Origin of the sequence: Enterovirga rhinocerotis (assembly GCF_004363955.1) — a bacterium.
In the GTDB taxonomy this organism is placed as follows: Bacteria; Pseudomonadota; Alphaproteobacteria; order Rhizobiales; family Beijerinckiaceae; genus Enterovirga; species Enterovirga rhinocerotis.
The window spans coordinates 22,986-49,897 of record NZ_SNZR01000018.1; the positions used below are offsets into that span (position 1 = coordinate 22,986).

Below are 26,912 nucleotides of genomic sequence, written 5' to 3' on the forward strand. Positions count from 1 at the left end.
GCCGGGACAAGGTCGTCTCTTTCGTTCGTCGACCGACGATCAGAACCGGAAGCTGGTGCTGATCCGGTAGGTGCGCGAGAGGCCGAGCTGCGCGCGGCTACCGTTCCAGTTGGACGACATGGCGTATTTCTCGTCGAAGAGATTGTCGACGTTCAGCCGGATATGGACGTCCTTCTGGACCTCGTAGGACGCCATCACGTTCGCGAGGAAGTAATCCGGCAGCTTGCCGAACCGGCCGTTCGGAATGATGCGAAGCGCATCGTCCGGCCGTCCGAGCCAGGATTCGCCGACATACTGCACGCCGCCGCCGATCGTGACGTTGTAGGGCAGGCGGTAGGTCGTCCAGAGATTGGCCGTGAACTCGGGCGTGAAGGCCAGCGAATCCCCGCTCGTGCGGACGAAGGGATCGTTCCCGTAATCGCCCGGATTCGCGTTGTAGCGCACGCGGTCGAGATAGGCGCTGTGCCTGCGCTCGCTGTGGATCCAGGACAATCCGCCGAAGACCTTCCAATCCTCCGTGACCTGACCGGCGACGCCGAGTTCGAGGCCCTGGACGATCTGCTCGCCGTAGCCCTTCAGCCCGACCGGACCGCCGATCGAATCGGCGCCGCTGATGGCGACCCGCTTCTCGGTGCGGAAGAGCGCGGCCGTCGTCGTCAGGCGCTTGTCGAAGAAGTCCCACTTGGCGCCGATCTCGTAGTTGATCGCGCGGACGGGATCGGCTCCCTGGATGAAGCCCGGGAAGGCGTTCTCGCCGGTTCGCGAGATATCCGGGTTCGAGAGGTAGGATCCGGGCGGCAGATGCGAGACGCCGAAGCTGGCGTAGAGCGTGCCTTCCTCGACGGGCTTGTAGACCACCCCGACCTTGCCGCTGACGGTGAAGTCGGATTCCTTGTACCCGCTGATGCCCGTCGGCAGCCCCGTGACCAGGCTGTGGCTGCCGATCTTGACGTCGTAGTGCTCCCCGCGGATGCCGCCGACGAGCTGCCACTGCCGGTTCAGCGTGATCGTGTCGTACAGGTAGGCCGCAACCGTGTTGATGCGAACCGAATTATCCTCGGTCGGATTGAACGGCGCCGCGAAGCCGCGATCGGGATTCGGACCGAAGACCCACGTCGCGCCCGGATTGGACGAGCCAAACCGGTTCGCCTTCGACTCCTCGTTCGTGATGTCGATGCCGGTCGAGAGGTTGTGCTTCAGGCCCCAGGTATGGAACTCGGCCGACAGGTTCGTCAGGTTCGAGATCGTCGTCGTGTTACGATCGTAGAACCACGTCTGGGTCGGCACCATCTGCGTCGCAGCGGTATAGCCCGTCGGCGCGGTGAAGCGGGACTTGCGGTCGACATGCGACCAGGTCGTCTGGTTGCTGAGCGTGACGCCCTTGGCGATGTCGTACTCGACCCGGCCCATCGCGGTATCGCTATCGGCGTCGTCGAAGTCCGTGCGCAACCCATAATAGGCATTGCGCTTGGCGCGCCCTGCGACCGGATCGAAGTTGATCATGCCCGGGATGCTTGCGCCCGGCACGCCCCAATCGGGCCGATCGCGGCGGCGCTGCATCTCGTAGGACAGATAGACCCGCAGGTCGGTGCCGAGGCCGAAGGCGAGCGAGGGCGCGAGGCCGGCCGGACGCGTCTCCGCCAGATCGCGGCCGGAGACGGGGCTCGATTCCAGAACGCCGTTGAGGCGGAAGGCCACGCCGGGCGCGATCGTCTGGTTCACGTCGAACGTGCCCCGCGTCTGCATCCCGGACCGGCGGTCCGAAGCGCCGAGGGTGACGTCGCCGGCGACGAAGTTCTCGAGGGTCGGGAGCTTCGTGACGATGTTCACGTAGCCGCCCGGGCCGCCGCGGCCGTTATCGGCGGAGGGCCCCTTGATCACCTCGACGCGGTCGACATTGAACATGTCGCGCCGGAACACGCCGTTCGAGCGGGTGCCGTCGACATACACGCTGCCGCTCGAATCGAAGCCGCGGATCTGGAAGTTGTCGGTTCCGGTGCCGAAGCCGTTCTCGCCCGCGTTGAAGCTGATGCCGGGCGTGTTGCGCAGGACCTCGGTGAGGTCGCGGGCGCCCTGCTCGCGGATGATGGCCTGCGGGATGACCGTCACCGTCTGAGGCGTGTTGAGCAGCGGCGAGGTCTGCTTCGGCGAGGACAGCGTGGGCACGCTGTAGGCGTTACGCCCGCCGGGGGCATCGGGAGACAGCCCGAGACCCGAGGGGAGCGTTGCGCTCGGCGAAACCTGGGCGGCGGGCACCGGAACGGCGCGGGGCGTCGAAGCCCGGCGCACGGGCGCCTGGCGGGGAGCCGCCTGCGGCCGCGAGGTGGCCTGACGCGCGGGCGCCTGCCTTACCGCGGGGGGCGAAACCTCGATGGCCGGAAGCCGAGGCGCCTCACCGGCTTGTTGCGCCCAAGCAGAGGCGGACGCCATCATTCCCGATACGGCAAATCCAGCCGACAACGCGGACAGTGCCGTCGTAGATCGAAGGTTGATCCTAAGCCCCGCAAACATAATCAGTGCCCCCTTTGGCTTTTTCACGCGATATCGCCGCGTGGCTGGCATAGTTCGTGGTGTAGCTGGTTAATGCGCTGACTAACCGTATGCAACCGTTTGCGAACAAGATTATGCCACAAAATAGCCATTACGAATTAGAATTATTATAAGCTGACGTCTTCTGCTTAGCCGCGGAAATCCTGAAAGACCTCTTCAGAGACCATGGTTCCGCCGGCACCGCCTCGGCCGGTCGGACACAGCAACCATCCGTTTCGGAGCCCCGCCCCGTGAGCCAAAAGGCTGCGCGCCCCAGATCGGCTCACCGCCTCGCGACGCGCGATTCGGACATGGGAACTGTCGGAGCGCTGGCTGGCGGCTTCAGCGAGACGCTCGGGTCGTCGCTCGCCTCGGATGCCTGGCCCGCCGACGGCCATCGACGTCAAAGCGTCCGGTCATCGACCGGTCACGGATCCGACACAGGGAATGGTGCAAATCGTCCCGACGAGATCGGGGAGGAATGGTACCGCCACCCCGGCTCGAACGGGGGACCTCTAGATCCACAATCTAGCGCTCTAACCAACTGAGCTATGGCGGCACAAATGGACGTCCGCGCCCGAACCTTTCGGCCGGCGCGTCCGAACTCGCTGCCGTGTATCGCCCCCGCGCGCCGAAAACAAGGCCGATGGTGCAGGAGACCATTCGCCGCCGCGCGGTTGACCGCAGGCTCGCAATCCCCGATGCCCCGGCGGGCATGGGAGGTTCATATGGCCGCTGGAAAAAAGAGTTACCGCATCGCCGTGATTCCGGGCGATGGAATCGGCAAGGAAGTGGTGCCGGAGGGCGTGCGCGTCCTTGAGGCGGCGGCGAAACGCCACGGCATCGACCTCACACTCGACTGGTTCGATTTCTCGTCCTGGGAATATTACGAGAAGCACGGCCGCATGATGCCGGAGGACTGGAAGGACCAGATCAGCAAGCACGACGCCATCTTCTTCGGCGCTGTCGGCCGACCGGACAAGATCGCCGACCACGTCTCGCTCTGGGGCTCGCTTCTGCTTTTCCGGCGTGAATTCGATCAGTACATCAACCTGCGGCCCGTGCGCCTGATGCCGGGTGTCCAGTGCCCGCTCGTCGGCAGGAAGCCGGGCGACATCGACTTCTGGGTCGTCCGCGAGAACACCGAGGGCGAGTATTCCTCGATCGGCGGGCGTGCCTTCCCGGGCACGGAGCGCGAATTCGTGCTGCAGGAATCGGTCTTCACGCGCGTCGGCTGCGACCGGGTGATCGATTTTGCCTTCAAGCTCGCGCAGAGCCGGCCGAAGAAGCACCTCACGGCCGCCACCAAGTCGAACGGCATCTCGATCTCGATGCCCTATTGGGACGAGCGCGTCGAGGCGATGGCCGCGAAGTTCCCCGACGTGAAGTGGGACAAGTACCACATCGACATCCTGACGGCGCATTTCGTGCTGCACCCGGATTGGTTCGACGTCGTGGTGGCCTCGAACCTCTTCGGCGACATCCTGTCGGATCTCGGCCCCGCCTGCACGGGCACGATCGGCATCGCGCCGTCCGGAAACATCAATCCCCCGGGCGACTTCCCCTCGGTCTTCGAGCCCGTCCATGGCTCGGCGCCCGACATCATGGGGCAGGGAATCGCGAATCCCATCGGGCAGATCTGGTCGGGCGCCATGATGCTGGAGCATCTCGGCGAGGCCGAGGCGGCGAAGGACATCGTCGACGCGATCGAGCGCACCATGGCCGAGCGGACCCTCCGCACGCGCGACCTCGGCGGCAATGCCGATACCGAGACCTGCGGGAAGGAAGTCGCAGCGGCGCTCGGTTAGAGCGCCGTGGGATGGCGCGTCCCCGACGCGCCGTCCCGCCCAACGAAAAGCCCGGCGCGAGGCCGGGCTTTTTTGTGTCGCGTGTTCCGCGCTCGCTACCCGCCTCGCAAGGCCGGGTGAGCGCGGGGCCGGATCGGTTCCGCCCTCAGGCGGCCTCGTCCTGGACGTCCTCGTCATCGGACGACGCCTCGGCTTCGGCGCCCTTGCGCTTCGGCGCCTTGGCGAGGCTCGCCTGGATGAGCTTGGTCGCCTCGGTGTCGGTGATCTTGTTGACGTGGGCGAGCTCGCGCATGACGCGGTCGAGCGCGGCCTCGTAGAGCTGGCGCTCGCTGTAGGACTGCTCGGGCTGCGAATCGGCGCGGTGCAGGTCGCGGACGACCTCGGCGACAGCGATCAGGTCGCCCGAATTGATCTTCGCCTCGTATTCCTGGGCGCGCCGGGACCACATCGTGCGCTTGATGCGGGCGCGGCCGGTCAGGACCTCGAGCGCCTTCTGCATGGCGTCCGGCTCGGCGAGCTTGCGCAGGCCGACGCTGGCAGCTTTCGCGGTCGGGACGCGCAGGACCATCTTGTCCTTCTCGAAGGACACCACGAAGAGTTCGAGCTTGAAGCCGGCGATTTCCTGCTCCTCGATCGCGGTGATGCGACCGACGCCGTGGGCCGGGTAGACAACCGCTTCGCCGACCTTGTAACCCACGCGGTGAGCCGTCTTCTTCGGGGTGGTCATCAGGACGCCTTCCTACCGTCGTCCGCCATCGGCGGACGGCTGTTGACGAGATGTCGGTCGGGAGCCCATACCCGTCGCGAAACACCGAGAGCGAGCGGGCAACTCGCCTCCCCTCGCAGACGCGAGCGACGAGGCCGCCCCACTCGCCCGACAGGGCAAGATCGAAAGGCGGCTCGGAATGCTGGACGTCCGGGTCGGGGCTCGATCGCGCCAGATCGAGCAGGGTCTTTGGAGTACCACACTATTGGTTGAAAATCAAAGGGTTTCGACCCTCCATCGGCCGCGCGGCCCGGCACTGTGACTGCCGAACATGGTTAACGAGGTGGCGGGACGACCCGTCGGGAGATTGGGCGATGAGTGACGCAGCGCAGAACACCGTGACCGGCAAGTCCGCCCAATCCTTCGTCTGGGAGGACCCCTTCCTGCTCGAGGATCAGCTCACCGACGACGAGCGCATGATCCGCGACACGGCCCGCGCCTATGCTCAGGAGAAGCTCCTGCCCCGCGCGGTGGACGCCTATGCCAACGAGACCACGGACCGCTCGATCTTCAATGAGATGGGCGAGCTCGGCCTCCTCGGCGTGACGCTGCCCGAGGATTACGGTTGTGCCGGCGCGGGCTACGTCTCCTACGGCCTCGTCGCACGCGAGGTGGAGCGGATCGACAGCGGCTACCGCTCGATGATGAGCGTGCAATCGTCGCTCGTGATGTATCCGATCCATGCCTATGGGAACGAGGCCCAGCGGCGGAAATACTTGCCGAAGCTTGCATCAGGCGAATGGGTGGGCTGCTTCGGCCTCACGGAGCCCGATGCCGGGTCCGATCCCGGCGGCATGAAGACCCGGGCCGAGAAGATCGACGGCGGCTATCGCCTCACCGGCGCGAAGACGTGGATCTCGAACGCGCCGATCGCCGACGTCTTCGTCGTGTGGGCGAAGTCGGCCGCGCATGGCGACCAGATCCGGGGCTTCGTGCTGGAAAAGGGCATGAAGGGCCTCTCCGCCCCGAAGATCGCCGGAAAGCTGTCGCTGCGCGCCTCGATCACCGGCGAGATCGTGATGGACGGGGTCGAGGTGAGCGAGGATCATCTCCTGCCGAACGTCTCCGGCCTCAAGGGACCCTTCGGTTGCCTCAACCGGGCGCGCTACGGCATCTCCTGGGGCGCGCTCGGCGCGGCCGAGGATTGCTGGCACCGCGCGCGCCAGTACACGCTCGACCGCAAGCAGTTCGGACGTCCCCTCGCCCAGACGCAGCTCGTTCAGAAGAAGCTCGCCGACATGATGACCGAGATCACGCTCGGGCTTCAGGGGTCGCTCCGCGTCGGCCGCCTCTTCGACGAGGGCAAGATGGCCCCCGACATGATCTCGATCGTCAAGCGCAACAATTGCGGCAAGGCGCTCGCCATCGCCCGCGAGGCGCGCGACATGCTCGGCGGCAACGGCATCATGGGCGAGTTCCACATCATGCGCCACGCCCAGAACCTCGAGACGGTCAACACCTACGAAGGCACCCACGATGTGCACGCCCTGATCCTCGGACGGGCCATCACCGGGCTGCAAGCCTTCTATTGAGCGGCGGCGGAGGGTAGGACGACCGCGGCAACCTGAAAGGATGCGCGCAGTGCCCCACCCTGCCCTCGTTCCCGGAGCCGTCGCCGTCGTGACCGGCGGCGCCTCCGGCATCGGCCTTGCGGCGGCCGAATCCTTCGCGCGTCTCGGCCTCGCCGTGTGCATCGCGGATCTCGGCGGGGACAGGCTCGCCTCGGCCCGGGAGACGGTCGCAGCCGCCTCGACCGCCGGCCCCGACGCCGTGATGGCAAGCACAGTGGACGTGAGCCGGCCCGAGGACCTCGTCCGGCTCGAACGGGAGGTGCGCGAGCGCTTCGGCGGCACCGACGTCCTGATGAACAATGCCGGGATCCAGCTTCCGAGCGCCGTCTCCGGCCCGGCGGAGGCCTGGGACGCCATCCTCGGTGTGAACCTTCTGGGCGTCGTGCGCGGAACCCAGACCTTCCTGCCCGGCATGCGGGAGCGGGGCCGCCCCGGCCTGATCGTCAATACCGGCTCGAAACAGGGCATCACCACCCCGCCCGGCAATCCGGCCTACAACGTCTCGAAAGCCGGCGTGAAGGTCTTCACCGAGGCGCTCGCGCATGAGCTGCGGCAGGATCCGCAAGGCCGGATCGGCGCCCATCTCCTGATTCCGGGCTTCGTGTTCACGTCCCTCACGGCGAGAGGGCGGACCGAGAAGCCGGCCGGGGCCTGGACCCCGGAGGAGACCGTCGCCTTCATGCTGGAACGCCTGGCCGCCGGGGACTTCTACATTCTCTGCCCCGACAACGACGTTCCTCGCGCGCTCGACGAGCGCCGGATCCTCTGGGCCGCGGGCGACATCGCCGAGAACCGCCCTGCCCTCTCGCGCTGGCACCCGGACTACGCCGAGGCCTTCGCGGATTTCGTCAGCGAGGCGTAGGGCGGATCACGGCCGCGGGCGCCTCAGGCCGCCAGGACGACACGGTCGCGCCCCTCCTTCTTCGCCCGGTAGAGGGCATCGTCGGCAGCCTTGATCAGGTATTCGAAATCCGGGTGGCCGGCATAGGCCGCGACCCCGATCGAGACCGTGACCGACAGGGTGCGGCCGATATTCAGCGGGATCGTGTGATCCAGGAACTGCCGGCGCAAGCGGTCGCAGATCGCGGCGGCCTGTGCCGCACTCCGCTCGCCGAGAACGAGCAGGAACTCCTCCCCGCCATAGCGAAAGACGAAGTCGCTGCTGCGGACGTTGTTCATCACGAGATCGGCGACGTGGCCGAGCACGACATCCCCGATCTGGTGCCCGTATTCGTCGTTGATCCGCTTGAAATGGTCCACGTCGAGCATCGCGACGCTGAGCGGCAGCCCCTCCGCCTTGGCAATCGCCATCTCGCGGCTCAGGACCGAGGGAAGGAAGCGGCGGTTGAGCGCCCGCGTGAGCGGATCGCGGGCCGCCTCCACCGCCGCGGCGTCCTGGAAGAGCGTTCCGATCAGGTATTTGATCTCCTCGACGCGCCGCTGCAATTCGGCGACGGCGTCGAGCTGGTTGCTCCGCCCCGGCAGACCGGGCAGCACCACCTCGTCGACCTGCCTTAGCACCTCCGCCAGGTCCGAGAGCGACGAGGCGTTCTGAAAGAGGATCGGCGCCCGGTGGCGGACCCACAGGCCGAAGGCCGAACCCGACAGGCTCGGCGGGTTGTCGCTCGGAGCCTTGGAGAGCAGGCCGAACAGGACCTCGTGGCTCCACTCCATGAGGGCGGCGCGCTGGGTCTCGCGCTCGAGATTGATGTCCTGCCCGAGCGAGAACAGGCGCAGCGCCTCGTCGGCCTCCGCCCCGCGCTTGGTATCCGAGACATAGGCCTCCGTGACGAGACGCATCGCATAATCGACGAGTTCGTCGAGGAGGATCAGCGTCTCCGCCGTAATCGCGCCGCTCAGCCCGAGTTCGCCGACCTTCCGCCCGATCGCCGATTTCAGGAGCGTCGCACCCTCCAGCACGAGGTGGCTCGGCAGCTTGATCCGCGCGTGGATCTGCCCGATCTGCACTTGGCGCGCGTCGAACGCGTCGAGATCGCCCGAGGGGTCGGTCCTCACAAGATCGAGCAGCCATCGGCGCAGGGAATGGCTCAGCCTCTTCTGGACGGCCGAATGGGTCAGGAAGCCTGACGCCTCCTGATGACTGAGAAACGTGTTGTAGAACAAGCCGACGAACTGATCGACATTGTCGTCGACGATTTTGACGATGAGGTCTCGGCAATGATGTCTTGTCTCGACCGGTTCGAACCGAGAAAATGAACGATTGACACCCATCAAGAACTCCGGCGCCTCGATCCGTTAGCGATATGTCGGATCGGCTCAGCGAGCGATACGCCGATTCGATATGATGGAGACGATCGGCGCACCGGCCGCGACGGTTCGTCCGGGTCGATCGCGGATCGCACGGAGCCGTCATGATGCCTCGTCTGTCGTTTGCCGCAGCCGCCTTGGGGCTGGCCTGCCTCGCCGCCGGTTCCGCCTCCGCGCAGGGCGTTCCCCCCGGCAGCTATCTCGCATCCTGCCGCGAGGCCCGCGATGTCGCCGGCTGGCTGCGGGCATCCTGCCGGGACCGCGCCGGACGCTGGGTCGAGGCGACGATCGCGACCTCCTGGTGCGCAGCCGGCAACGACATCGCGAACGAAGACGGGCGACTTGTCTGCAAGACGCGTTCATCCGGCTTCGGCGGCCCGGCTGCTCCCGGCGGCGAAAGGCCGCCCTCCGGCTCCTACATGCAGAGTTGCCGGGACGTGCGCATGGTCGCGGGCTGGCTGAAGGCGACCTGCAGGGACATGAAAGGACGCTGGGTCGAGGCGACGGTCGCGGCGTCATGGTGCACGGCCGGGCGCGACATCGCCAATATCGACGGCCGCCTCACCTGCCGTTGACCGCGCGGTGTGACGCCGACGCTCTCAGCCGCAGATCTCCAGGCGCTCCGTGTATTTCATGTCCCAGAGGCACGAATAGGGAAGGTCGGCCTTGCAGATCGTGACCCGGGAATTGGGGCTCTCGCAGTCGCAATCCTTGTCCTGGACGGTCCAGCGCGGGTTCCGGAAGCCGCCGTTATGGACGATCGTGTGGCAGAGGTTCTTCGCCATGGCGCGAACGTCGTTCTTCGCCTTGTCGCAGGCCTGGATGGGCGTCATGCCGCCGGACGTGTCGCCGACGCCGCGCAGCATCTGGTTGGCGACGGCCGGCCCTTCCTTCCAGACCTCACTCGTCTCGGTGCGGCAGGTCAGCAGGATGTCCCGGACACGCTGGACATAGGCGCCGTTGGGATAGGCGAGGAGGTAGGACTGGAAGGCCGAGCGCGTCTTCTCGGCCATCGCCTTGTCCCACAGGGCCTGTTCGGAGGGCGAGATCGGCGGCGGAGCCGCGGGCGGTGCCGGCTGGGCCGGGGCCGGCGCGGCAGGACCCGGCGAGGAGGGCTGGCTCGTCGCCGTGCGCTGCCCGATCAAGGTGGGCCCCCACATGGCCGCGAGGCCGATGAGGAGGGCTCCGAACAGAGTCGAGGCGATGGCGAGCCCACGCTTCGGCCCGGTCGCAGGCGGCGCGGCAGGCGGATCGGGCCGCCGCTGCGGCGCATCCATCCGCGGCACGGGCTCGTTCCGGGAGACCGCGCCGACGGCGTTCAGGAAGCCCAGCCATCTCGGATCGGAGCGGTCGCCCTGCCAATCGACGAGATTGGCGGCCTGGATCATCATGAAGCCGAGCGGCGGCTCGACCTCGTCGATCTTGACCGGCACGAGGATGCCCCGGTTCTTGCCGACCAGCGCCTCCTCCTTGACCCAAGGCGCGCCGACCGAGGCCTTCGACCAGACGGCGACGACGACCTTGGCGGCATAGAGCTCCTGATGGATCGAGCGATCCCATTCGGAGCCGGCGGCGATGCCGTGGTCCCACCAGACGACGAAGCCTTCCGCCCGCAGGGCCTCGACGAGGCGCATCACGCGGCCGGCATCTTCCTTCTTGTAGGAGATGAAGACGTCCGTCATCGCCGCCCCGCCTGCTCGCTCGCCCTAAGCCGTTGTGATCGCATGCTGTTGTCTTGGATCCGGTCCCGCGCGGCCTGCTGTAGCATCCATACCGGCCGCGACAAGGGCGGCCGGCTCCACCGTCCTGTTGCCCAAACCATGTTGCGGGGCGATGGCTCCATCGTTTCGCGAGGCCTTTGCGTCGGGCTCCGGCGGGGATATCCGGCGCTCTGCGGGCGCCATCCGCGGATCATGCCGCGGGTCCTGCGACCATCGCACACGGGGAGGAACACATGCGGATTCTGGTGGTGGGGGCCGGTTCGACCGGCGGGTATTTCGGAGGCCGCCTCGCGGAAGCCGGCCGTGACGTGACCTTCCTCGTGCGGCCGGGACGCGCGGCCCAGCTCGCGAAGACGGGGCTCGTCATCCGCAGCCCGCATGGCGACGCGACCCTCGCGCCGAAGCTCGTCGAGGCCGATGGGATCGACGCGCCCTACGACCTCGTCCTCCTGACGGTGAAGGCCTTCGGGCTCGAGGGAGCGCTGCGCGACATCGCACCTGCGATCGGGCCGGACACGATGATCATGCCGGTCCTCAACGGGATGCGCCATGTCGATGCGATCGGGGCGCTCTACGGCGGGGCGCTGATCGGCGGCGTCTGCAAGGTCGCCGCGACGCTCGATCCCGAAGGACGCATCGTCCAGCTCGCGACCTTCCAGGAACTCGCCTATGGCGAACTCGACGGCTCGGCGTCGGACCGCACGAAGAGGCTCGACGAAACGATGCAGGGCGCGGGCTTCTCCGCGCGTCTCTCGCCGGCGATCGCCCGCGAGATGTGGGAGAAATGGACCCTCCTCGCGACGCTCGGCGGCATCTGCTGCCTGATGCGCGGCACGGTCGGCGACATCGAGGCGGCCTCGGGCGGGCGCGACTTCGTGCTGCGCTTCCTCGGCGAGGTCGTGACGATCGTCGAGACCGACGGCGTCGCGCCGAGCGCCGCGTATCTCGACACGATCACGAAGCAGCTCACGCAGAAGGGCTCGCCCATGGCCTCGTCCATGTATCGCGACCTGACCTCGGGCCTGCCGGTCGAGGCCGACCAGATCCTGGGCGATCTCGAGGCGCGCGCGAAGCGCCACGGCATCGACAGCCCGCTCGTCTCGGCCGCCTATACGAACCTGCGCGTCTACTCGGATCGCCTCGCGAAGGGCGCATGAGCGCCGGGTCGCGCCTCGTCGCGGCCCTAAAACCGTCCCATCCGATGCGCTTAAGGCGCGTCGGAATGACAGGAGACGGGATTTGCGGGCATCGATGGGTTGGGTCCTCGCGGGAGCCGCATGGCTCTTGGCATCGGTCACGTCGCCGGCGGCGCTGGCATCGGACCTGCGCTCCGTCCTGAGCGTCGTGCCTGCCCCGATGCTGGCCAGCCGAAGCGGGTTGATCGCCGGCTCCATCGACCTGCGCGCCCTCTCCGCGACGGGCGAGAGCGCGCGGGAGCGGCTCGTCCCCATCGTCACCTCCGATACGGTGCAGGCCTTTTTCTGGAAGGACGGCGCCGATTGGCGCTCGAAATCGGGCGTCGCAGCCTCGGACCTGTCCGGCTTCCTCGTCTTCGGCGACGCGCCCTCCACGGTGACGCTCTGGCGCTTCGCCGCGCCGGGCAAGGCCGCCGCGCTTCTCCGCAGCCTCGCGGGCAAGGGCTTCACGCGCAACGACGACGGCACGCTGAGCAACGGCGAGCCCTTCAAGATCGACCCGGCCCGGCGAGACCCGGCGGACCCGTTCCTCGGGCCGCTCGGCCGGGCCTCGACCTTCGGCGCGGCCGGCGGCGGCGTCGTCCAATCCGCGAGCCCGAAGATCGTCTCGTATCTTCAGCAGCCCGAGCCGGGGGCGTCGCTGGCCGACGAGCCGCCGGTTGCCGCCGCACTGACCGGATTGGAGGCTGCCGCCGGTTCGGCCCGCATCCCCCAAGCTGTCCTTCTCGGCGAGGCCGCCCTCGTCGCGGCGCCGAAGGGGAGCCAGGCCGAGGGCGGCGTCCCTCCGGTCCGGGCGATCGTCATCGCCGATATCGAGGAGCGTGAGGCCGAACGGCGGGGCGCGGTCGTCGCGCTCGGTTATGCGGATTGCGAGGCCGCTCGGATGGCATCGAAGGCCTTCGCCGATGCCTGGAGCACGGCACCCGACAGGAGCGGGAAGCCCGGCGCGGAGCGGACCGGAGCCGAGGCGGCCACCCGCGTCGTGCCGAGCAACGGCGCCTGCGCGGCCGTCATCACCCTCGCCAAACCCGTGGCCGGGCAGCAGGGGAACGCCGTCTACCGCTACATCGTCCAAGCCCTGATGCAGCGCGACTTCCGGGCGCTCCAGGGACGATAGACGCCGCCGATCGGGCGCTGCCCTCCTTCAGGAGAGCCGCGCCCGCCCTGCGGTCCCCTGTCTCAGGCCGCGCGCCGTGCCGCGGATTGCCCGACCGGCATCGCCGCCTGGACCGAGGCGGCCGCCATCTCCGCCGTCGCGGCGCAGAGCGTCCAGCCGAGATGGCCGTGGCCGGTATTGTAGAAGATGCCGGGACGCTTGCCGGGACCGACGCGGGGTAGCATGTCCGGCATCATCGGGCGCAGGCCGCTCCAGGCGATGACGCGGTCGGTCTGGATCTCCGGGAACTGCTCGCGCGTCCAGCGGATCAGCGGCTCGATCCGGTCGTGCCGGATGTCGCGGTTGTAGCCGTTGAACTCGGCCGTCCCCGCGACGCGGAAGCGGTCCCGGCCGAGCCGGCTCGAGACGATCTTCGTCGCATCGTCCAGGATCGAGACGTAGGGCGCCGCCTCCTGGCTGCGGTCGCTGTAGAGCTGGACCGTGATGGAATAGCCCTTCACCGGATAGATGTTGACGCGGTCGCCGAGGGAGGCCGCGATCCTGCGGCTCTCCCCGCCCGCGCAGACGACGACGCCGTCGACATGCACCGGCTCCCAATGGTGGAGATCCGCCTCACCGTCGTCGTGGCCGACGGGCAGCCAGCGGATCTCGTAGCCGCCGGTGCGGCCGGGCTCGATCGCCTCGATGGACGAATCGTAGCGGAACCGGACCCCGCGCCGGGCGCAGGCTTCCGCGAGGCCGCGGGTGAATTTGTGGATGTCGCCGGTGGAATCCGAGGCCGTGAAGAAACCGCCGTAATAATCGCCCTTGAGCGTCGGCTCGATGCGCCGGATATCCTCCGGCGTCAGCGTCTCCCGCTCGAGGCCACCCTCCTTGTAGAGGGCATTCACCTTCGTCGCCTGATCGAAGGAGGCCTTGTCGCGATAGAAGTGCAGGATGCCGCGGCGCTCGAGGTCGAAGTCGATCCCCTCGACCTCGGCCATCCGCACCATGTGCTCCCGCGACGCCAGGGCGAGGCGGACCGTCTCGACCGTCTTCTCGCGATACTTGCCGATATTGGCGACGAACTCGGCCATCCAGGAATATTTGTGCCAGCTCGGCGCCGGGTTCACGAGGAGCGGCGCATCGCGCCGCATCATCCATTTGAGGCCTTTCAGCACCGTGCCGACGCTGTTCCAGACCTCGGCGTTGGAGGCCGAGAGCTGCCCGCCATTGGCGAAGGAGGTCTCCATCCCGGCATAGCGGTTGCGATCGAAGACGGTGACGGCATAGCCGCGCTCGGCGAGCGCGTAGGCCGTGGTGACGCCGGTGACACCGGCCCCGATCACGGCGATGTGGGGAACGTCCTTGGACATGCCGGAGACGGACATGGCGCTCGAGGAAGTGGCGTTTGAAGACATCGGAGGTGCTCCTGCACAGGTTGCGCCAACGAACCGAAAGCTCGGTTCAAGCGCCCCATCTGTCCCGGTACCTGAGAGCTTCTCCGGCCTCCCGAGGGCGGCCGAAATCCCCTTCGGTGGGCGGCCCCAAGCGTCGGTGCCGCCTCTCTCCAGATCGTCCTGACGATGCGGTTTCTGTGCCTGAGAGTTTCCGGGGCGGTTGCTCCGTCGGCGCCGGGCAGGCCGAAGCCCGCCCGATCTCTCCCGCATCATCGTATCGGACGGGACCGAGCCTTACCCGAGTTGGGCCTCAACGGCAATTGCTGCATCGCAGCATCGGCAGCACTTTCGGGGCTGTGCGGCCGTCATGCCGCCCGCGCCGCCCCTCCCCCTTTCGCCGCCGCAAGGATCATGTCGGAGGCCTTCTCCGCAATCATGATGGTCGGTGCGTTGGTGTTGCCGGTGGAGAGGTAAGGCATCACCGAGGCGTCGACGACGCGCAACCCTTCGACGCCCCGCACCCGAAGCTCCGGGTCGACCACCGCGCGATCGTCGACCCCCATCTTGCAGGTGCCAACGGGGTGGTAGAGCGTCGTGCCGTCCCGGCGGGCGAAGCCTTCGAGATCCGCCTCGTCCGTGACCTCCCGCCCCGGCGACTTCTCGTGGACGAGATAGGGCGCGAGGCTCGGCTGGGCGAAGATGCGGCGCGCCATCTCGAACCCCGCCAGCATGACCCGCAGGTCGTCGCGGTCGGTCAGATAGCCGTAGCGGATCTTCGCCTTCGCCCGCGGATCGGCGCTGTCGATCAGGACGGTCCCGCGACTGCGTGGACGGGTCGGGCAGACGGCGATCGTCACGCCCGGCTCCTTCTCGACGATCAGCGCCTTGCCGGTCACGTAGCTCGCGGGGGTGAAGAGGAGCTGGAGGTCCGGGCTCGCGAGCCCCTCGCGGCTGCGGGTGAAGATCATGGCCGCGGTGACGCCGAAGGTCAGCGCGCCGTTGCCGAAGAGGCCGTACTTCACGATCTCCTGCAGCAGCGGCAGCCCGCGGACATATTGGTTGATGGTCTTGAGGTCGCGCAGTTCCGCGACGAGCCGCATCACGTAGTGATCGGACAGGTTGCGCCCGACGCCGGACAGCGCGACGCGCGTCTCGATGCCGATGTTGGACAGGTGCTCCGGATCGCCGATCCCCGACAGTTGCAGCACCTGGGGCGAGCCGAAGGCGCCGGCCGAAAGGATCACCTCGCGCCGTGCCCGCACCTCCCGCTCCGCCCCGCCCCGCAGGATGCGGACGCCCGCGCACCGGCCCTCTTCGAGGATCAGCGAGGCGACGGTCGCCTCCGTCATGATCTCGACGTTCCGACGGGAGGCTGCGCTGCCGAGGAAGGTGCGGTAGGTGGAGCCCCGGAAGCGGCCGATCCGCGTCATCTGCGAATAGCCGACGCCCTCCTGCTCCGCGCCGTTATAGTCGGGGTTGAAGGGGAAGCCGGCTTCCTGCGCCGCCTTCACGAAGAGATGCGTCACCGGCAGGATGGTGCGGTAATCCTCGACCTTCAGCGGTCCGCCCTGCCCGCGAACCTGCGGGTCGCCGCCCTGGACGTAATGTTCCGAGCGCCGGAAGAGAGGCAGCACGTCCTCGAAGCTCCAGCCGCGGCAGCCGAGCTGCGCCCAGCCGTCGTAATCGGCCGGGTTGCCGCGGACATAGAGCATGCCGTTGATCGAGCTCGACCCGCCGAGCACCTTGCCGCGCGGCGAGTGGATGGCGCGGTTGCCGGAGCTCTCCTCGGGCTCGGAGGCGTAGAGCCAGTTGTAGCGCGGATGATAGAGCAGGTGCCCGACGCCGGCCGGGATATGCACGAAGGGGGTGTGATCCTTCGGTCCCGCCTCGATCAGCGCGACCGTATGGCCGGCCGCCGCCAGCCGCGCCGCCACGACGCATCCGGCCGATCCGGCCCCGGCGACAACGAAGTCGAACTCCACGCGCATCCTCCTGCGGGCCTTCGATCAGCCCTGCCGGCAAAGTCACACGATCGGTCGGAGCGTCAATCGCTTTCCAGCGCGTCCAGGGGCCGCGCCGGGCCCGCGGGACGGGCGCGCTCAGGCATCGTGAAAGGCCGTGAACCCGTCCACCGGCTCGCGCTCCGATTCGAGCGCATTCGTCGGCTCCCCGAGATCGGCCCAGCCGAGCGCCATGCCGCAGATCACCATTTCCTCGGCGGGGATGGCGAGGTGGCGCGTGACGATCGCGGGATAGCTCGCGATCGCGGCCTGCGCGCAGGTATCGAGCCCGTGCCCGCGCGCGGCGATCATCAGGCTCTGCAGGAACATCCCGTAATCGAGCCACGACCCCTGTTCGAGATCGCGGTCGATCGTGAAGATCAGGCCGACGGGCGCGCCGAAGAAGACGTAGTTCCTGGCCCGCTGCCGATGCCCGGCCTCCTTGTCGCCCCGCGCGACGCCGGCGAGGCGATAGAGTTCCCAGCCGACCTTGCGGCGCCGGTCGAGATAGGGCGATCGCCAGTTGCGCGGGTAATATTCGTATTCCCGCTGCTCTGGAGCGCCGCTGTCGAAGACGGCGAACAGGTCATCCTTCAGGCGCTGGAGGGCCGCGCCCGTCACGACATGCGACTTCCAGGGCTGAACGTTGCTTCCGCTCGGCGCGCGGCTCGCCAAGGCGAGGAGGTGACGGACCGTCTCCATGGGCACGGGATCGGGCAGGAAGCCGCGGATGCTGCGCCGGGTCGTGATGGCGCCATCCACCGCTTCGGCCCCGACCGCGCTCCGGTCGCGACGCTCCGCTCTCCAACGATCCGCCATGTCACCTCCCGTGCCCCCGCGGCCCTCGACCGTCGGGATGTCGATCATCGAAGCGGTGTCGCGCCGGGCGCCCCTGCATCCGCCGAAGAACGGCAGCGTGCGAAAACCGGCCCGCGATCCGCGGAGGTCACGATGGCCGCGCTGCAGGGGGCACCGTCGGCGCTTGCGCCCGATTGTCTGATTGTCCTACGGACGGCGAGACGCGATCGCAACCGTCCCTCGGGCTCTCCGCCGCGGCGGAGAGCCCCGCCAGGCCGAGCTCGGCGGGCGCGACGTCATGATCGAACGGCCCGGCAAGCGACAGGCCGACACAGAAACGACCCCGGCCTCGGCGCCAGGCGGCGGAGTGAAACGATGACCCTGCACGGCAAGACCGCAATCCGCACCTTCCTCTTCGCGCCCGGCAACCATGCCCGCCGGGTCGAAAAGGCCCTGACGCTCGGAGCGGATGCCGTCATCCTCGACCTCGAGGACGCGTGCCCGGTCGCCGAGAAGATCGCGACGCGTCCCGTCGTCGTCGAGGCGCTGCAGGGCCCGCGCCGCTGCCGCGGCTTCGTGCGGGTGAACCCCCTTTCGACCACCTTCGGCTACGGCGACCTCGTCGCGGTGGTGCGCAAGGGCGTCGACGGCATCGTCCTGCCGAAGGTCGAGACGGCGGACGAGCTGCGCACCGGCGAATGGCTTCTCACCCAGCTCGAACGCGAGAACGGCCTCGCCGAAGGCTCGATCGACCTCATGCCCATCGTCGAGACAGGCAAGGGCCTGCGCAACCTCGATTCCATCGCCCAGGCCGCGACCCGCGTGCGCCGGCTCGCCTTCGGTGCGGGCGACTTCACGCTCGACATGAACCTCACCTGGACCCGCGACGAGGCCGAGCTCCTGCCCTTCCGGAGCGCCTTCACGGTCGCCTCCCGCGCGGCCGGGCTCGAGGCCCCGATCGACACGGTCTGGGTGCGCGTCCAGGACAAGGAGGGGTTCGAGGCCTCGGCCAGGCACGTGCGGGCCCTCGGCTTCCAGGGCAAGATGTGCATCTATCCGGATCAGATCCCGGTCGCGAACGCGGCCTTCAGCCCGAGCCCGGAGCAGATCGCCTGGGCCGAGCGCGTGGTGGCGGCCTTCGAGGCCGCCGAGGCCTCGGGCTCCGCCGCGATCCAGCTGGACGGACAGTTTCTCGACTACCCGATCGTGTACCAGGCCGAGCGCGTGCTCGCCTCGGCCGACAGCTTCGGCCTGCGGCAGAAGGCGGCCAGCTGAGGTCCGCCTCGTCCAGGGACGGAGCCCACGGCTCCGTCTTCGGCAAATTCACCGAAATTTCTCGCGATCGTCTTCGACAAGCCGAAAGACTTTAGCCGCTAGCTCTTCCGCATCGCGACGATGAAGCGCCCCCCTCCCCCGTTCAGGACATCGGCTCCGGACGGGACGGTGCTGCTCGTCGGCGAAAGACCCGGGGCACCCTGCCCACGGGGCCCGTAGAGGCGGAACTGATGGCGGTTAAGACGGATGACTGACCCGAGACTGAGGCGCTCGCTGCTGATCGTGCCGGGGAACCGGCCCGGCCGCGTCCTGGTGGCCATGACGCTGCCCGCCGATTCCTTCATCTTCGATCTCGAAGGCTCGGTACCGCTGGTGGAGAAGGCGCAGGCCCGCGATACGATCGCGGAGGCGCTCCGGTCCGCGAGCCCGGGTGGCCGCGAGTTCTGCGTGCGGCTCAACCCGATCGGCACGCCGGATATCGAGCACGACCTCAACGCGCTCCCGCTCGGCCGCGTCGATTCGCTGATGCTGCCGAAGGTCGAACGCGCCTCGGACCTCGTCGCCTTCGAACGTCGCCTCGACGAACTCGAACTGGCTGCGGGCCGCACGACGCCGATCGACCTCGTCGTCGGCCTCGAGACGCCGCGGGGGATCCTGGGCGCTCTCGCGATCGCAGAGGCGGGGCGGCGGGTGTCCGCCCTCGTCTTCGGCTCGGGTGCCTATGCCCAGGCGACCGGCAGCGCGACGACGGCCGCGGCGCTTGTATGGCCGCGCTCCGTCACGGTCGCCGCAGCCAGCGCGGCCGGGCTCCAGCCGATCGATGCCGATGCCGGTGCGGGGGACGATGCGGAAGCCTCGCGGCGGGATGCGGCCCTCATGCGCGATCTCGGCTTCGTCGGCCGGGTGGTCGCGCGGACGAACGACATCTCGTCCGCGAACGAGATCTTCGCGCCCGATCCCGATCAGATCGCCTGGGCGCGGCGGATCGCCGAGGCGCACAGGGACGCGGAGAGCAGAGGCCTCGCGGCGGTCTCGATCGATGGCAGCCTCGTCGCCGTCGACACCCTCGTCACGGCCGAGCGGACGCTGCGCAGGGCCGCACTGATCGCGGCGCGCTCGGGCTAGGTGCGGCCATCGCCATGACGGCAGCGGCCCTCACCCGGTGCCGTCGGGCGGTCCGTGCGCTGCGACGTCCAGATGTCACCTGGACTTGCGCACCTTCGGCTTCGGCTTCTCGGATTCCGATGCCAGGCGAGCGGCCTCGTCGCGGGCCAGCCGGAGGCGCTTCAACCGTTCCGTATTCGCATCGCGCGCCAGGATCTCCGCATCGTGCGCGGCTTTGGCTTCGGCGGCTCTGGTGGCCTGCGCCTCCACCTTCTGAAAACGAGCCTCGGCCCGAGCGATCTTAGCGTCCTTGTCTCCGGTCATTGCCGCGTCCCTCAGCCAGCGCATTCGAACTTCTCATGAGGACCGCCCCTGCCCGTGGGGAAGGGGCGGCCATCGCATGGCGATCGGCCGCCCGGTGATTACGCGGACTGGATGTTGCCGACCGCGATCTTCCCACGACCGTCAGGCTGCGTGTCGAACGAGACCTTCTGGCCCTCCACGAGGCCGTGCATTCCGGCGCGCTCCAGAGCGGTCGCATGGACGAACACGTCCTTGCCGCCGTCGTCCGGGGCAATGAAGCCAAAGCCCTTGGTGTCGTTGTAGAATTTCACTGTTCCTGTCGTCATGGTCATCATCTTTCAAGTTAAGCACACGTCATCATTGGCGCACAGGCTGCGCGCCCTGACCATGCGTTCGATAATTTGGGAGAGAATTCTGAACGTTCGCCCGGATCAACCAGGACAACGGCCCGATTGTCCGGCCAAAGTCGATGGCGTTACGTAGAGCAGCTGGGAGGCAAAGGCAAGGTGCCCTGAAACCAGAGGCTGTCCGACGGAAATTCTCGGTGCCCCGGACGGCCCGTCAGGCGCGGTCGGCACAGCCATACGCGACAGAGACGAACCTTATTTCACGGCAGCGACAGCACGCTCCAGCCTCGATACTCTGTAGGATGTCGATCGAGGGAGGCCGGATGCCAGTAATCTGGTAGTGAAAGCTTTGCGCCCGCCGTCCTGTTCGAATTCCACAACCTGAATGACAGCGGTTAGACCGGGTGAACTCGGCCGGCCTCTCCTCGAGCGAACGGCCCTCGCTCGCCACCGGCACGCGGTGAAGCTCCCGGCACGGGTCGAGAACGCGCGGTCGATGGACGGCCCGGACAGGGGCTGAGCGACGTCAGGGAATGACCCTGAGGGCGCGCAGTTCGCGCATCTGCCGGATCAGCATCTCTTCGTCGTCCACGACCTCGTGAAAGCCGAAGCGGCGGATCTTGGTGGTCTCGGAGATCGAATCGTAATCGGCATGCCACTGAAAATCGCCGAAGGCCCAGGAGACGGTCTCGGCAAAGCTGCGGCGCCTCAGGCCGTATCGCTCGACCATGCCGTCCCACAGGGCGGCCTTGTCCGCCATCTGGACGGCAAGCCGGATGGTCTGGACCGGCCCGCATTCCATCTCGAAGGCCTCGGCGATCTTCGGCCACATCTGCTCCCAGCGGAAAAGACCGCCATTGGTGACGTTGAAGATCTCGCCGGCGCAACGCGGCTCCGTCGCGGCCCAGACGGCTGCCCGCGCCAGGAGATCCGTATCGACCGTCTGCTGGAGCGCCCGATAGCCACCCGGCGTGCCGGGAAAGCGCAACGGAAGGCCGAGTTCCTTCGAGATCGCCGCATAGACCGCGAGGACCGAGGTCATGTTCATCGGGGAGTTCGAGGCGTAGCCGTAGATCGTGCGCGGGCGCAGCGCCGACCAGGTCCAGCGGGCCGTCGGCGCGCGCGAGCGGAGGTAATCCTCCTGATCGTAGTAGAAATTCGGCGGCATGTGGCGCGGATCGGTCTCGCGCGCAGGGGTCTTGTAGGGGCCGAGATGGGTGCCGTAGGCCTTGGTGCCCTGCATGAGGCTCACATGCTGCAGGCCGGGCGAGGCGCGTTCCACCACCTCGACGGCATTGACCAACATGGCGAGGTTCGGAGCCACCTCCTCGGCGAAGGTCGGTTTCGCGAGATAGGCGACGTAGAAGATGTGGGTAATATCCCGCAGCTCGCCGAGCACGCGCTCGACCGCGTCGCGGTCGAGGAGATCGCAGGAATGCCAGGTCGCCCCCGCCGCATCGTCCGGCTTGCGGCGCGAGACCGCATGGACCGTCCAGTCCGGCTGCGTCGCGAGGTGGCGGACGATGCCGTAGCCCGCGACGCCGAGGCCGCCGACGACAAGAGCGTGTTTCATCGCGCCCTACCGGTTCAGATGGTGGAGGCCGAGGCCCGGCGTATCCCATGGCATCGAGACGAGCCGGCCGGTCGAGGAGAGCGTGATATAGGCCGTCCTGAGGTCCGGCCCGCCGAAGCAGATATTCGTCACCCAGCGCTCGGGCATCGGCACCTGCCGGTATGAGCCGTCCGCCGGGTTCACGATCGTGACGCCGCCGTTGACGAGCGTCGCGACGCAGACGTTGCCCTCCGCATCCGTCGCGATGGAATCGAAGCGGTTATAGCCGCCGAGGCCGAGGACGAGCCGCCCGCCATGCGGCGAGGGGAAGGGCTGCTTCCTGATCTCGCCCGGACCGGTCAGGTCGAAGGCCCAGAGACGCGCGGTCTCGGTTTCGGCCACGTAGAGCGTGCCGCCATCCGGCGAGAGCGAGCAGCCGTTCGGGGTGAAGATCGGGAAGACGACCTCGCGGATCAGGCTGCCATCGGCTTTGGCATAGTAGACCGCACCCCGATCCTGATCGCGCTCGCGGACCTTGCCGAGATCGGTGAAATAGAAGCCGCCGAGCCCGTCGAAGACGAGATCGTTCGGGCCATTGAGCCGACGCCCGTCGCAGTCGCGATACAGCGTCTCGACCTTGCCCGTCGCGAGATCGACCGCCTCGATCCGGCCGCCCGAGTAATCCTCGGCCTGCCCGATCGGACGATAGCCGGAGGCATCACCCGGCTGCGTCCACCTGAAGCCGCCGTTGTTGCAGATATAGGCGCGCCCGTCGGGACCGATCTGGGCTCCGTTCGGCCCTCCCCCGAGTTCGGCGACGTAGGAGACCGCCCCGTCCGGACCGATCCGCGTCAGGGTCCCCCGTCCGATCTCGACGAGGAGGACCGAGCCGTCGGGCATGGCGACCGGCCCTTCCGGAAACATCAGGCCGGAGGCAATTTCGGTCAGGGCTGGGGCCATGGGAAGGTCCTTCTTCGGTCCTCATGCCGAGGCGCCGCGCACGGCGCGGCCTCGGCATGAGGAGGTTGGGGGATCACGCGGCCTCGGACCGCCAGTTGCGCAGGAGGTTGGCGAGCCGGTCGGGAACCTCGAGTTCGAAGGCGAGCACCGCCGCCGACAGGGCCTTGCCGTAATTGTCGAGGCTGAGGGAGCGCGAGACGCCGCCGCCGAGCGCTCCCTCGGCGACGAAGTTCAGGACGCCGAGCTTGTCGACCTCGTAGCGCGTGACCGTCCCCGTCACCATGCCGGCGTAGAAGGCCTTGAAGGCGTCCGCCGTCAGTTGCTCCTTGAGGATCGGATAGAGGTCCGGCTCGTAGGCGATGACGGTGATGTTCGACGTGTTGCCCTTGTCGCCGGAACGGACATGGGCCAGGTGCTGCAGTGGGATGCGCATCGGGCTCAGCTCTCGTAGAAGGTGATGGTCGGCTTGACCGCTTCGCGCGGCACGAGCGACGACCAGACGCCGATCACCTCGCGCGCCCGGTCCTGGTGCGGCACGCGCTTGCCGGTCATGCCAACGCCGGAGACCGCCATCCCGTCGATCTCGCGGCCGACCTTGTTCGCCTCCTCGCGCGTCTTGCAGCGGGCCGCGACCCGCACGGCGATCTCGTAGGGCTCGGGCTGCTGCGCCGGCGAGACGCCGCCATGGATGGCATTGAGGCCGACGAAGTCGACGCGCATGTCCTCGGCCTTCAGCCCGACGATCCGGAAGCGCTCCTCGAGGATCGTCTTCGCGAGTTGGGCCCGCCGCAGCGCGCCGGGTCCGGCATAGAAGAACATGTCCTCCCCGATGAAGCCCTCCTGGCAGGCGATGGAGACCTTCAGCGTCGGCGTGCGCGGCTTGCCGGAGATGTTCGAGATGCGCACCCGGTCATGCCCGATCTCCTCGATATCGGTGGTGGTGAAGTCCACCACGACATCCGGGGTGATGTAGTTCGCCGGGTCGTGCACCTCGTAGAAGAGCTGTTCCTTGACCGTGCGCAGGTTGATCGCGCCGCCCGTGCCGCGCACCTTGGTGATGACGGCCGAGCCGTCGCTCTCGACTTCCGCAATGGGGAAGGCGAGATCCCAGGGATCGGGCACGTCCTTGAAGCCGGGATCGCAGAAATAGCCGCCCGTGACCTGCGCCCCGCATTCGAGCACATGGCCGATGCCGCTGCCGTGCCCGACGCGCGCATGGTCCAGCGCGTCCCAGCCGAACTCCTTCATCATCGGCGCCATGAAGATCGACGGATCGGCGACGCGTCCGGTGACGACGATATCGGCCCCCTCGTTGAGCGCCTGCACGATGGGCTCGGCGCCCATATAGGCCTCGGCCGAGACGATGCTGCCGGCCAGCGCGGAACTCGGCCGCCCGTCCTCCATGAGCGTGTCGGTGATGTCGAGGACCCGGTCGGTGATGAGCGAGCCCGACACGGCCGCGACCTTCATGCCCTTCGGCGCCCCGAACTCGCGCAGCCAATGCACGATCCGCTGGGCCGCGCCCTCGGGATTGATCCAGCCCTGGTTCGAGATGATCTTGGTGCCGCGCCGCAGGCAGCCCGGCAGCACCCGCTGCATCCGGTCGTCGAGATAGGTGTCGTAGCCGGGGAAGGAGGGGTCGCGCCGCTTTCTCACCTGCGCCGCCGAGATCGTCGCCTCGGCCATCGTCTCGAAACAGAGATAGTCGAGATCGCCTTCCTCCGCGTTCAGCCGCGCAGGCTCCAGACGATCCCCCCACCAGGCGGAACCCGATCCGATCCGCAAACTCATCTTGCCTCGCTCCTCACCGACGTCATGCAACGCACTCCCTGCGCGGCCGTCCTCCCGGGCACCGAACGGCCCCGAGAACGGCAGCGCTTCATCAATCGATCTTCAGGCCCATCCTCGCGACGACCTCGGGCCAGCGCTCGACCTCGCGCCGAACCACCGCGCCGAACTCGTCCGGGCTCATCCCCCCGGGGATCGCGCCGATCTCGAGAAGCCGCGCCCTGACGGCGGGCTCGGCGAGGATCTCCGCGATGGTCCGCTGCAGCTTGTCGACGACCGGTCTCGGCGTCCCGGCGGGCGCGAAGAGACCGAACCACGCATTGACCTCGTAGCCGGGAATGCCGGCCTCCTCCATCGTGGGGACGTCCGGCAGGCTCGGATAGCGCTGCTTGGTCGTGACCGCGAGCGCCTTCACGCTGCCCGCCTTCACATGCGCGATGGCGGAGGGCAGGTTGTCGAAGCCCAGCTTGATATGGCCGCCGATCAGGTCGTTCAGCATCGGGGCGCCGCCGCGATACGGCACATGGTTCAGCTTGATCTCGGCCAGCATCTTCAGAAGCTCGCCCGACATGTGCGGCGAGCCGCCGGTCGAGGTCGATCCGAAATCGATGGCGCCGGGCGTCTCCCGGGCGGCCTTGATCAGTCCGGCGACATCGGAGACCCCGAGCGAGGGATGCGCCATCATCACGTTCGGCGTCGCGCCGACCATGGTGATCGGCGCGAAATCCTTGACCGCGTCGTAGGGCATGGACTTGAACATGCTGCTGTTGATGCCGTGCGTGTTCACGGTGCCCATGAGAAGCGTGTACCCGTCCGCATCCGACTGGGCGACACCCTGGGACCCGAGATTTCCGCTCGCTCCCGGCCGATTCTCGACGATGAAGCGCCGTCCCAGCTTCCGGTCCAGCCCCTCCGCGACGATCCGGGCCAGGATGTCGGTGGTGCCTCCGGCGGGAAACGGCACGACGATCTTGACGGTCCGCTCCGGATAATCGGCTCGCGCCGCGCCCGTCCCGAGCCACAGGGCCGCGAAGGCGGCCGTCGCAGCCGAGAGGACTCTCCATCGTTTCATCGCGCTGCCCTCCCCCAATCCAATTCCGTTTAGCGGAACGAATTGCGCTAGATCCCGCGTTTCCTCGTGCAGAGGCTCTGCCGGCGTTTCTGCACCCGAAACATTCTTGACAAGGTTCCAGGGAGAACGCAACCATTTGCGCCGACGAGAGACCCTAGAAGGTCCGGTCCGGAGGAGACGCATCGTGACGTCACTGTCTTTGCCGCGCGCGGTATCCGCTGCGCTGTTCTCAGTTCTGCTTGGCGGAACGAGTTTTGCTCAGGAGCCGATCAAGATCGGGTGGCTGTCCTCCCTGACCGGGCCGCTGTCCTCGGCCGCCATCGCCGAGAACCAGGGCGTCCAGTTTGCCGTCGACGAGATCAACAAGGCGGGCGGCATCAACGGCCGCAAGATCGAGCTCCTGACGCGCGACACCGCCGGCGAGCCGACCAAGGCGGTGAACCTCGCGCAGCAGCTCGTCTTCTCGGACAAGGTGCATGTCGTGATCGGCCCGGTGAATTCGGGCGAGTCGCTCGCGACCGTGCCGATCCTGGCCAAGGCCGGGATCCCGAACATCGTGATCGGCGCGCTCGAAGGGCTGATCGACGAGAAGAAATTCCCCTACGCCTTCCGTGCCATCAACACGAACACGCAATGGATCGCGGGCGCCAACAACTATGCGCTCGACGTCCTCAAGAAGAAGAAGGTCGCGGTCATCGGCGACACGTCCGGCTACGGCACCGCCAGCGCCAAGACGGCCACCGAACTCCTGGAGAAGGCCGGCATCAAGCCCGTCTATTCGGTGCTGATCGATCCCAACAAGACCGACGTCTCCGACGAGATGAACAAGGCCAAGACCGCCGGCGCCGACGTCGTCATGCCCTGGACCGCCGCGACCGGTCTCATGGCGCGCATCCTCAACACCCGCGGCAACATGGGCTGGGACGTGCCCGTCGTCGGCCACCCGGCCGTGATGGCGCTGCCGATCAAGGCGCTGCTGAACAAGCCGGAATACTGGGAGAACACCTTCGCCGCGGGCTACCAGTCCACGACCTATGTCGACGGCAAGCTGCCCGAGCGGACGCAGAAGCTGGTCGACGCGCTGAAGCCCGCGCTCGGCGGCAAGATCGACTTCACCTTCTGGTGGGTCGCGCTCGGCTACGATTGCGTGAAGATCATCGAGCATGTCGTCAAGACGACCGGCGGCCTCGAACCCGCGAAGTTCAAGGCGACACTCGAAGCGACCAAGGACTTCCCCGGAATCTATGCCAGCTACACCTGGACACCCCAGGATCATAACGGCTTCCCGGACAGGAACATCGTCGTCAACAGCGCCAACAGCTTCAAGGACGGCAGCTACGACAAGGCTCCTCACTAAC

Annotated in this window: 23 protein-coding genes, 1 tRNA gene and 2 riboswitches; of the genes, 9 read left to right on the forward strand and 15 right to left on the reverse strand. The window is 67.6% G+C overall.

Annotation, left to right across the window (positions count from 1 at the left end; all coding sequences use genetic code 11):
* Positions 1 to 39: 39 nt before the first annotated feature.
* On the reverse strand, positions 40 to 2,166 hold the full coding sequence (locus EV668_RS23170; RefSeq protein ID WP_245513388.1) for a TonB-dependent receptor: 2,127 nt from the start codon (positions 2,164 to 2,166) through the stop codon (positions 40 to 42).
* A gap of 845 nt (positions 2,167 to 3,011) precedes the next feature.
* Positions 3,012 to 3,088: transfer RNA gene (locus EV668_RS23175), tRNA-His, on the reverse strand.
* A 169-nt stretch (positions 3,089 to 3,257) separates the two neighbouring features.
* Here EV668_RS23175 and EV668_RS23180 point away from each other — a divergent pair.
* Positions 3,258 to 4,337, forward strand: a complete 1,080-nt coding sequence (locus tag EV668_RS23180) for a tartrate dehydrogenase (RefSeq protein ID WP_133774709.1) — start codon at positions 3,258 to 3,260, stop codon at positions 4,335 to 4,337.
* A gap of 145 nt (positions 4,338 to 4,482) precedes the next feature.
* On the opposite strand, the gene EV668_RS23185 is transcribed toward EV668_RS23180, so the two are convergent.
* Positions 4,483 to 5,064 carry a CarD family transcriptional regulator gene (locus tag EV668_RS23185; protein ID WP_133774711.1) on the reverse strand — a complete coding sequence of 194 codons (582 nt, stop codon included), beginning with the start codon at positions 5,062 to 5,064 and terminating at the stop codon, positions 4,483 to 4,485.
* A 353-nt stretch (positions 5,065 to 5,417) separates the two neighbouring features.
* Here EV668_RS23185 and EV668_RS23190 point away from each other — a divergent pair, with 353 nt between their 5' ends.
* Both EV668_RS23190 and EV668_RS23195 read left to right on the forward strand, forming a co-directional pair.
* On the forward strand, positions 5,418 to 6,635 hold the full coding sequence (locus EV668_RS23190; RefSeq protein WP_133774713.1) for an acyl-CoA dehydrogenase: 1,218 nt from the start codon (positions 5,418 to 5,420) through the stop codon (positions 6,633 to 6,635).
* Positions 6,636 to 6,684: 49 nt separating this feature from the next.
* Positions 6,685 to 7,536 carry an SDR family NAD(P)-dependent oxidoreductase gene (locus EV668_RS23195; protein WP_133774715.1) on the forward strand — a complete coding sequence of 284 codons (852 nt, stop codon included), beginning with the start codon at positions 6,685 to 6,687 and terminating at the stop codon, positions 7,534 to 7,536.
* Positions 7,537 to 7,559: 23 nt separating this feature from the next.
* Here the strand turns inward: EV668_RS23195 and EV668_RS23200 are convergent, their stop codons facing one another.
* Positions 7,560 to 8,906 carry a GGDEF domain-containing protein gene (locus tag EV668_RS23200; protein ID WP_133774717.1) on the reverse strand — a complete coding sequence of 449 codons (1,347 nt, stop codon included), beginning with the start codon at positions 8,904 to 8,906 and terminating at the stop codon, positions 7,560 to 7,562.
* 143 nt (positions 8,907 to 9,049) lie between these two features.
* Here EV668_RS23200 and EV668_RS23205 point away from each other — a divergent pair, with 143 nt between their 5' ends.
* Positions 9,050 to 9,517, forward strand: coding sequence for a CVNH domain-containing protein (locus tag EV668_RS23205; RefSeq protein WP_166652608.1), 468 nt, complete (start codon positions 9,050 to 9,052; stop codon positions 9,515 to 9,517).
* A 24-nt stretch (positions 9,518 to 9,541) separates the two neighbouring features.
* Here the strand turns inward: EV668_RS23205 and EV668_RS23210 are convergent, their stop codons facing one another.
* Positions 9,542 to 10,624 (reverse strand): toll/interleukin-1 receptor domain-containing protein, encoded by a 1,083-nt coding sequence (locus tag EV668_RS23210; protein WP_133774721.1) that lies wholly within the window; start codon positions 10,622 to 10,624, stop codon positions 9,542 to 9,544.
* A gap of 272 nt (positions 10,625 to 10,896) precedes the next feature.
* Between EV668_RS23210 and EV668_RS23215 the strand changes: the two genes are divergently transcribed.
* On the forward strand, positions 10,897 to 11,820 hold the full coding sequence (locus EV668_RS23215; RefSeq protein WP_133774723.1) for a ketopantoate reductase family protein: 924 nt from the start codon (positions 10,897 to 10,899) through the stop codon (positions 11,818 to 11,820).
* Positions 11,821 to 11,947: 127 nt separating this feature from the next.
* Positions 11,948 to 12,976, forward strand: a complete 1,029-nt coding sequence (locus EV668_RS23220; protein WP_133774725.1) for a hypothetical protein — start codon at positions 11,948 to 11,950, stop codon at positions 12,974 to 12,976.
* A 62-nt stretch (positions 12,977 to 13,038) separates the two neighbouring features.
* Here the strand turns inward: EV668_RS23220 and EV668_RS23225 are convergent, their stop codons facing one another.
* The 3 genes from EV668_RS23225 to EV668_RS23235 form a co-directional block, all read right to left on the reverse strand.
* Entirely contained in the window at positions 13,039 to 14,331 is a 1,293-nt protein-coding gene (locus EV668_RS23225) for a D-amino acid dehydrogenase (RefSeq protein WP_133775046.1), read from the reverse strand.
* A 102-nt stretch (positions 14,332 to 14,433) separates the two neighbouring features.
* Positions 14,434 to 14,531: riboswitch (glycine riboswitch) on the reverse strand.
* Positions 14,532 to 14,534: 3 nt separating this feature from the next.
* Positions 14,535 to 14,632, reverse strand: a riboswitch (glycine riboswitch).
* 88 nt (positions 14,633 to 14,720) lie between these two features.
* On the reverse strand, positions 14,721 to 16,343 hold the full coding sequence (locus EV668_RS23230) for a GMC family oxidoreductase (protein ID WP_133774727.1): 1,623 nt from the start codon (positions 16,341 to 16,343) through the stop codon (positions 14,721 to 14,723).
* Between the two features lie 111 nt (positions 16,344 to 16,454).
* Positions 16,455 to 17,174: a nitroreductase gene (locus tag EV668_RS23235; protein ID WP_133774729.1), complete on the reverse strand. Its 720-nt coding sequence runs from the start codon at positions 17,172 to 17,174 to the stop codon at positions 16,455 to 16,457.
* A gap of 354 nt (positions 17,175 to 17,528) precedes the next feature.
* Here EV668_RS23235 and EV668_RS23240 point away from each other — a divergent pair, with 354 nt between their 5' ends.
* Positions 17,529 to 18,428 carry an HpcH/HpaI aldolase/citrate lyase family protein gene (locus EV668_RS23240; RefSeq protein ID WP_133774731.1) on the forward strand — a complete coding sequence of 300 codons (900 nt, stop codon included), beginning with the start codon at positions 17,529 to 17,531 and terminating at the stop codon, positions 18,426 to 18,428.
* 246 nt (positions 18,429 to 18,674) lie between these two features.
* A complete protein-coding gene (locus EV668_RS23245) occupies positions 18,675 to 19,553 on the forward strand; it encodes an HpcH/HpaI aldolase/citrate lyase family protein (RefSeq protein WP_133774733.1) in 879 nt (292 codons plus the stop codon).
* A 75-nt stretch (positions 19,554 to 19,628) separates the two neighbouring features.
* On the opposite strand, the gene EV668_RS23250 is transcribed toward EV668_RS23245, so the two are convergent.
* The 7 genes from EV668_RS23250 to EV668_RS23280 form a co-directional block, all read right to left on the reverse strand.
* Positions 19,629 to 19,856, reverse strand: coding sequence for a transcriptional regulator (locus EV668_RS23250; RefSeq protein WP_133774735.1), 228 nt, complete (start codon positions 19,854 to 19,856; stop codon positions 19,629 to 19,631).
* Positions 19,857 to 19,954: 98 nt separating this feature from the next.
* A complete protein-coding gene (locus EV668_RS23255) occupies positions 19,955 to 20,161 on the reverse strand; it encodes a cold-shock protein (protein ID WP_133774737.1) in 207 nt (68 codons plus the stop codon).
* A 547-nt stretch (positions 20,162 to 20,708) separates the two neighbouring features.
* Positions 20,709 to 21,755, reverse strand: coding sequence for an SDR family oxidoreductase (locus EV668_RS23260; protein WP_133774739.1), 1,047 nt, complete (start codon positions 21,753 to 21,755; stop codon positions 20,709 to 20,711).
* Between the two features lie 6 nt (positions 21,756 to 21,761).
* Positions 21,762 to 22,694: an SMP-30/gluconolactonase/LRE family protein gene (locus tag EV668_RS23265; RefSeq protein WP_133774741.1), complete on the reverse strand. Its 933-nt coding sequence runs from the start codon at positions 22,692 to 22,694 to the stop codon at positions 21,762 to 21,764.
* A 73-nt stretch (positions 22,695 to 22,767) separates the two neighbouring features.
* Positions 22,768 to 23,127 (reverse strand): AtuA-related protein, encoded by a 360-nt coding sequence (locus EV668_RS23270; RefSeq protein ID WP_133774743.1) that lies wholly within the window; start codon positions 23,125 to 23,127, stop codon positions 22,768 to 22,770.
* Between the two features lie 5 nt (positions 23,128 to 23,132).
* Positions 23,133 to 24,485, reverse strand: coding sequence for an acyclic terpene utilization AtuA family protein (locus tag EV668_RS23275; RefSeq protein WP_133774745.1), 1,353 nt, complete (start codon positions 24,483 to 24,485; stop codon positions 23,133 to 23,135).
* Between the two features lie 91 nt (positions 24,486 to 24,576).
* A complete protein-coding gene (locus EV668_RS23280) occupies positions 24,577 to 25,554 on the reverse strand; it encodes a Bug family tripartite tricarboxylate transporter substrate binding protein (protein WP_133774747.1) in 978 nt (325 codons plus the stop codon).
* A gap of 184 nt (positions 25,555 to 25,738) precedes the next feature.
* Here EV668_RS23280 and EV668_RS23285 point away from each other — a divergent pair, with 184 nt between their 5' ends.
* Positions 25,739 to 26,911: an ABC transporter substrate-binding protein gene (locus tag EV668_RS23285; protein WP_208111617.1), complete on the forward strand. Its 1,173-nt coding sequence runs from the start codon at positions 25,739 to 25,741 to the stop codon at positions 26,909 to 26,911.
* Position 26,912: the final 1 nt, after the last annotated feature.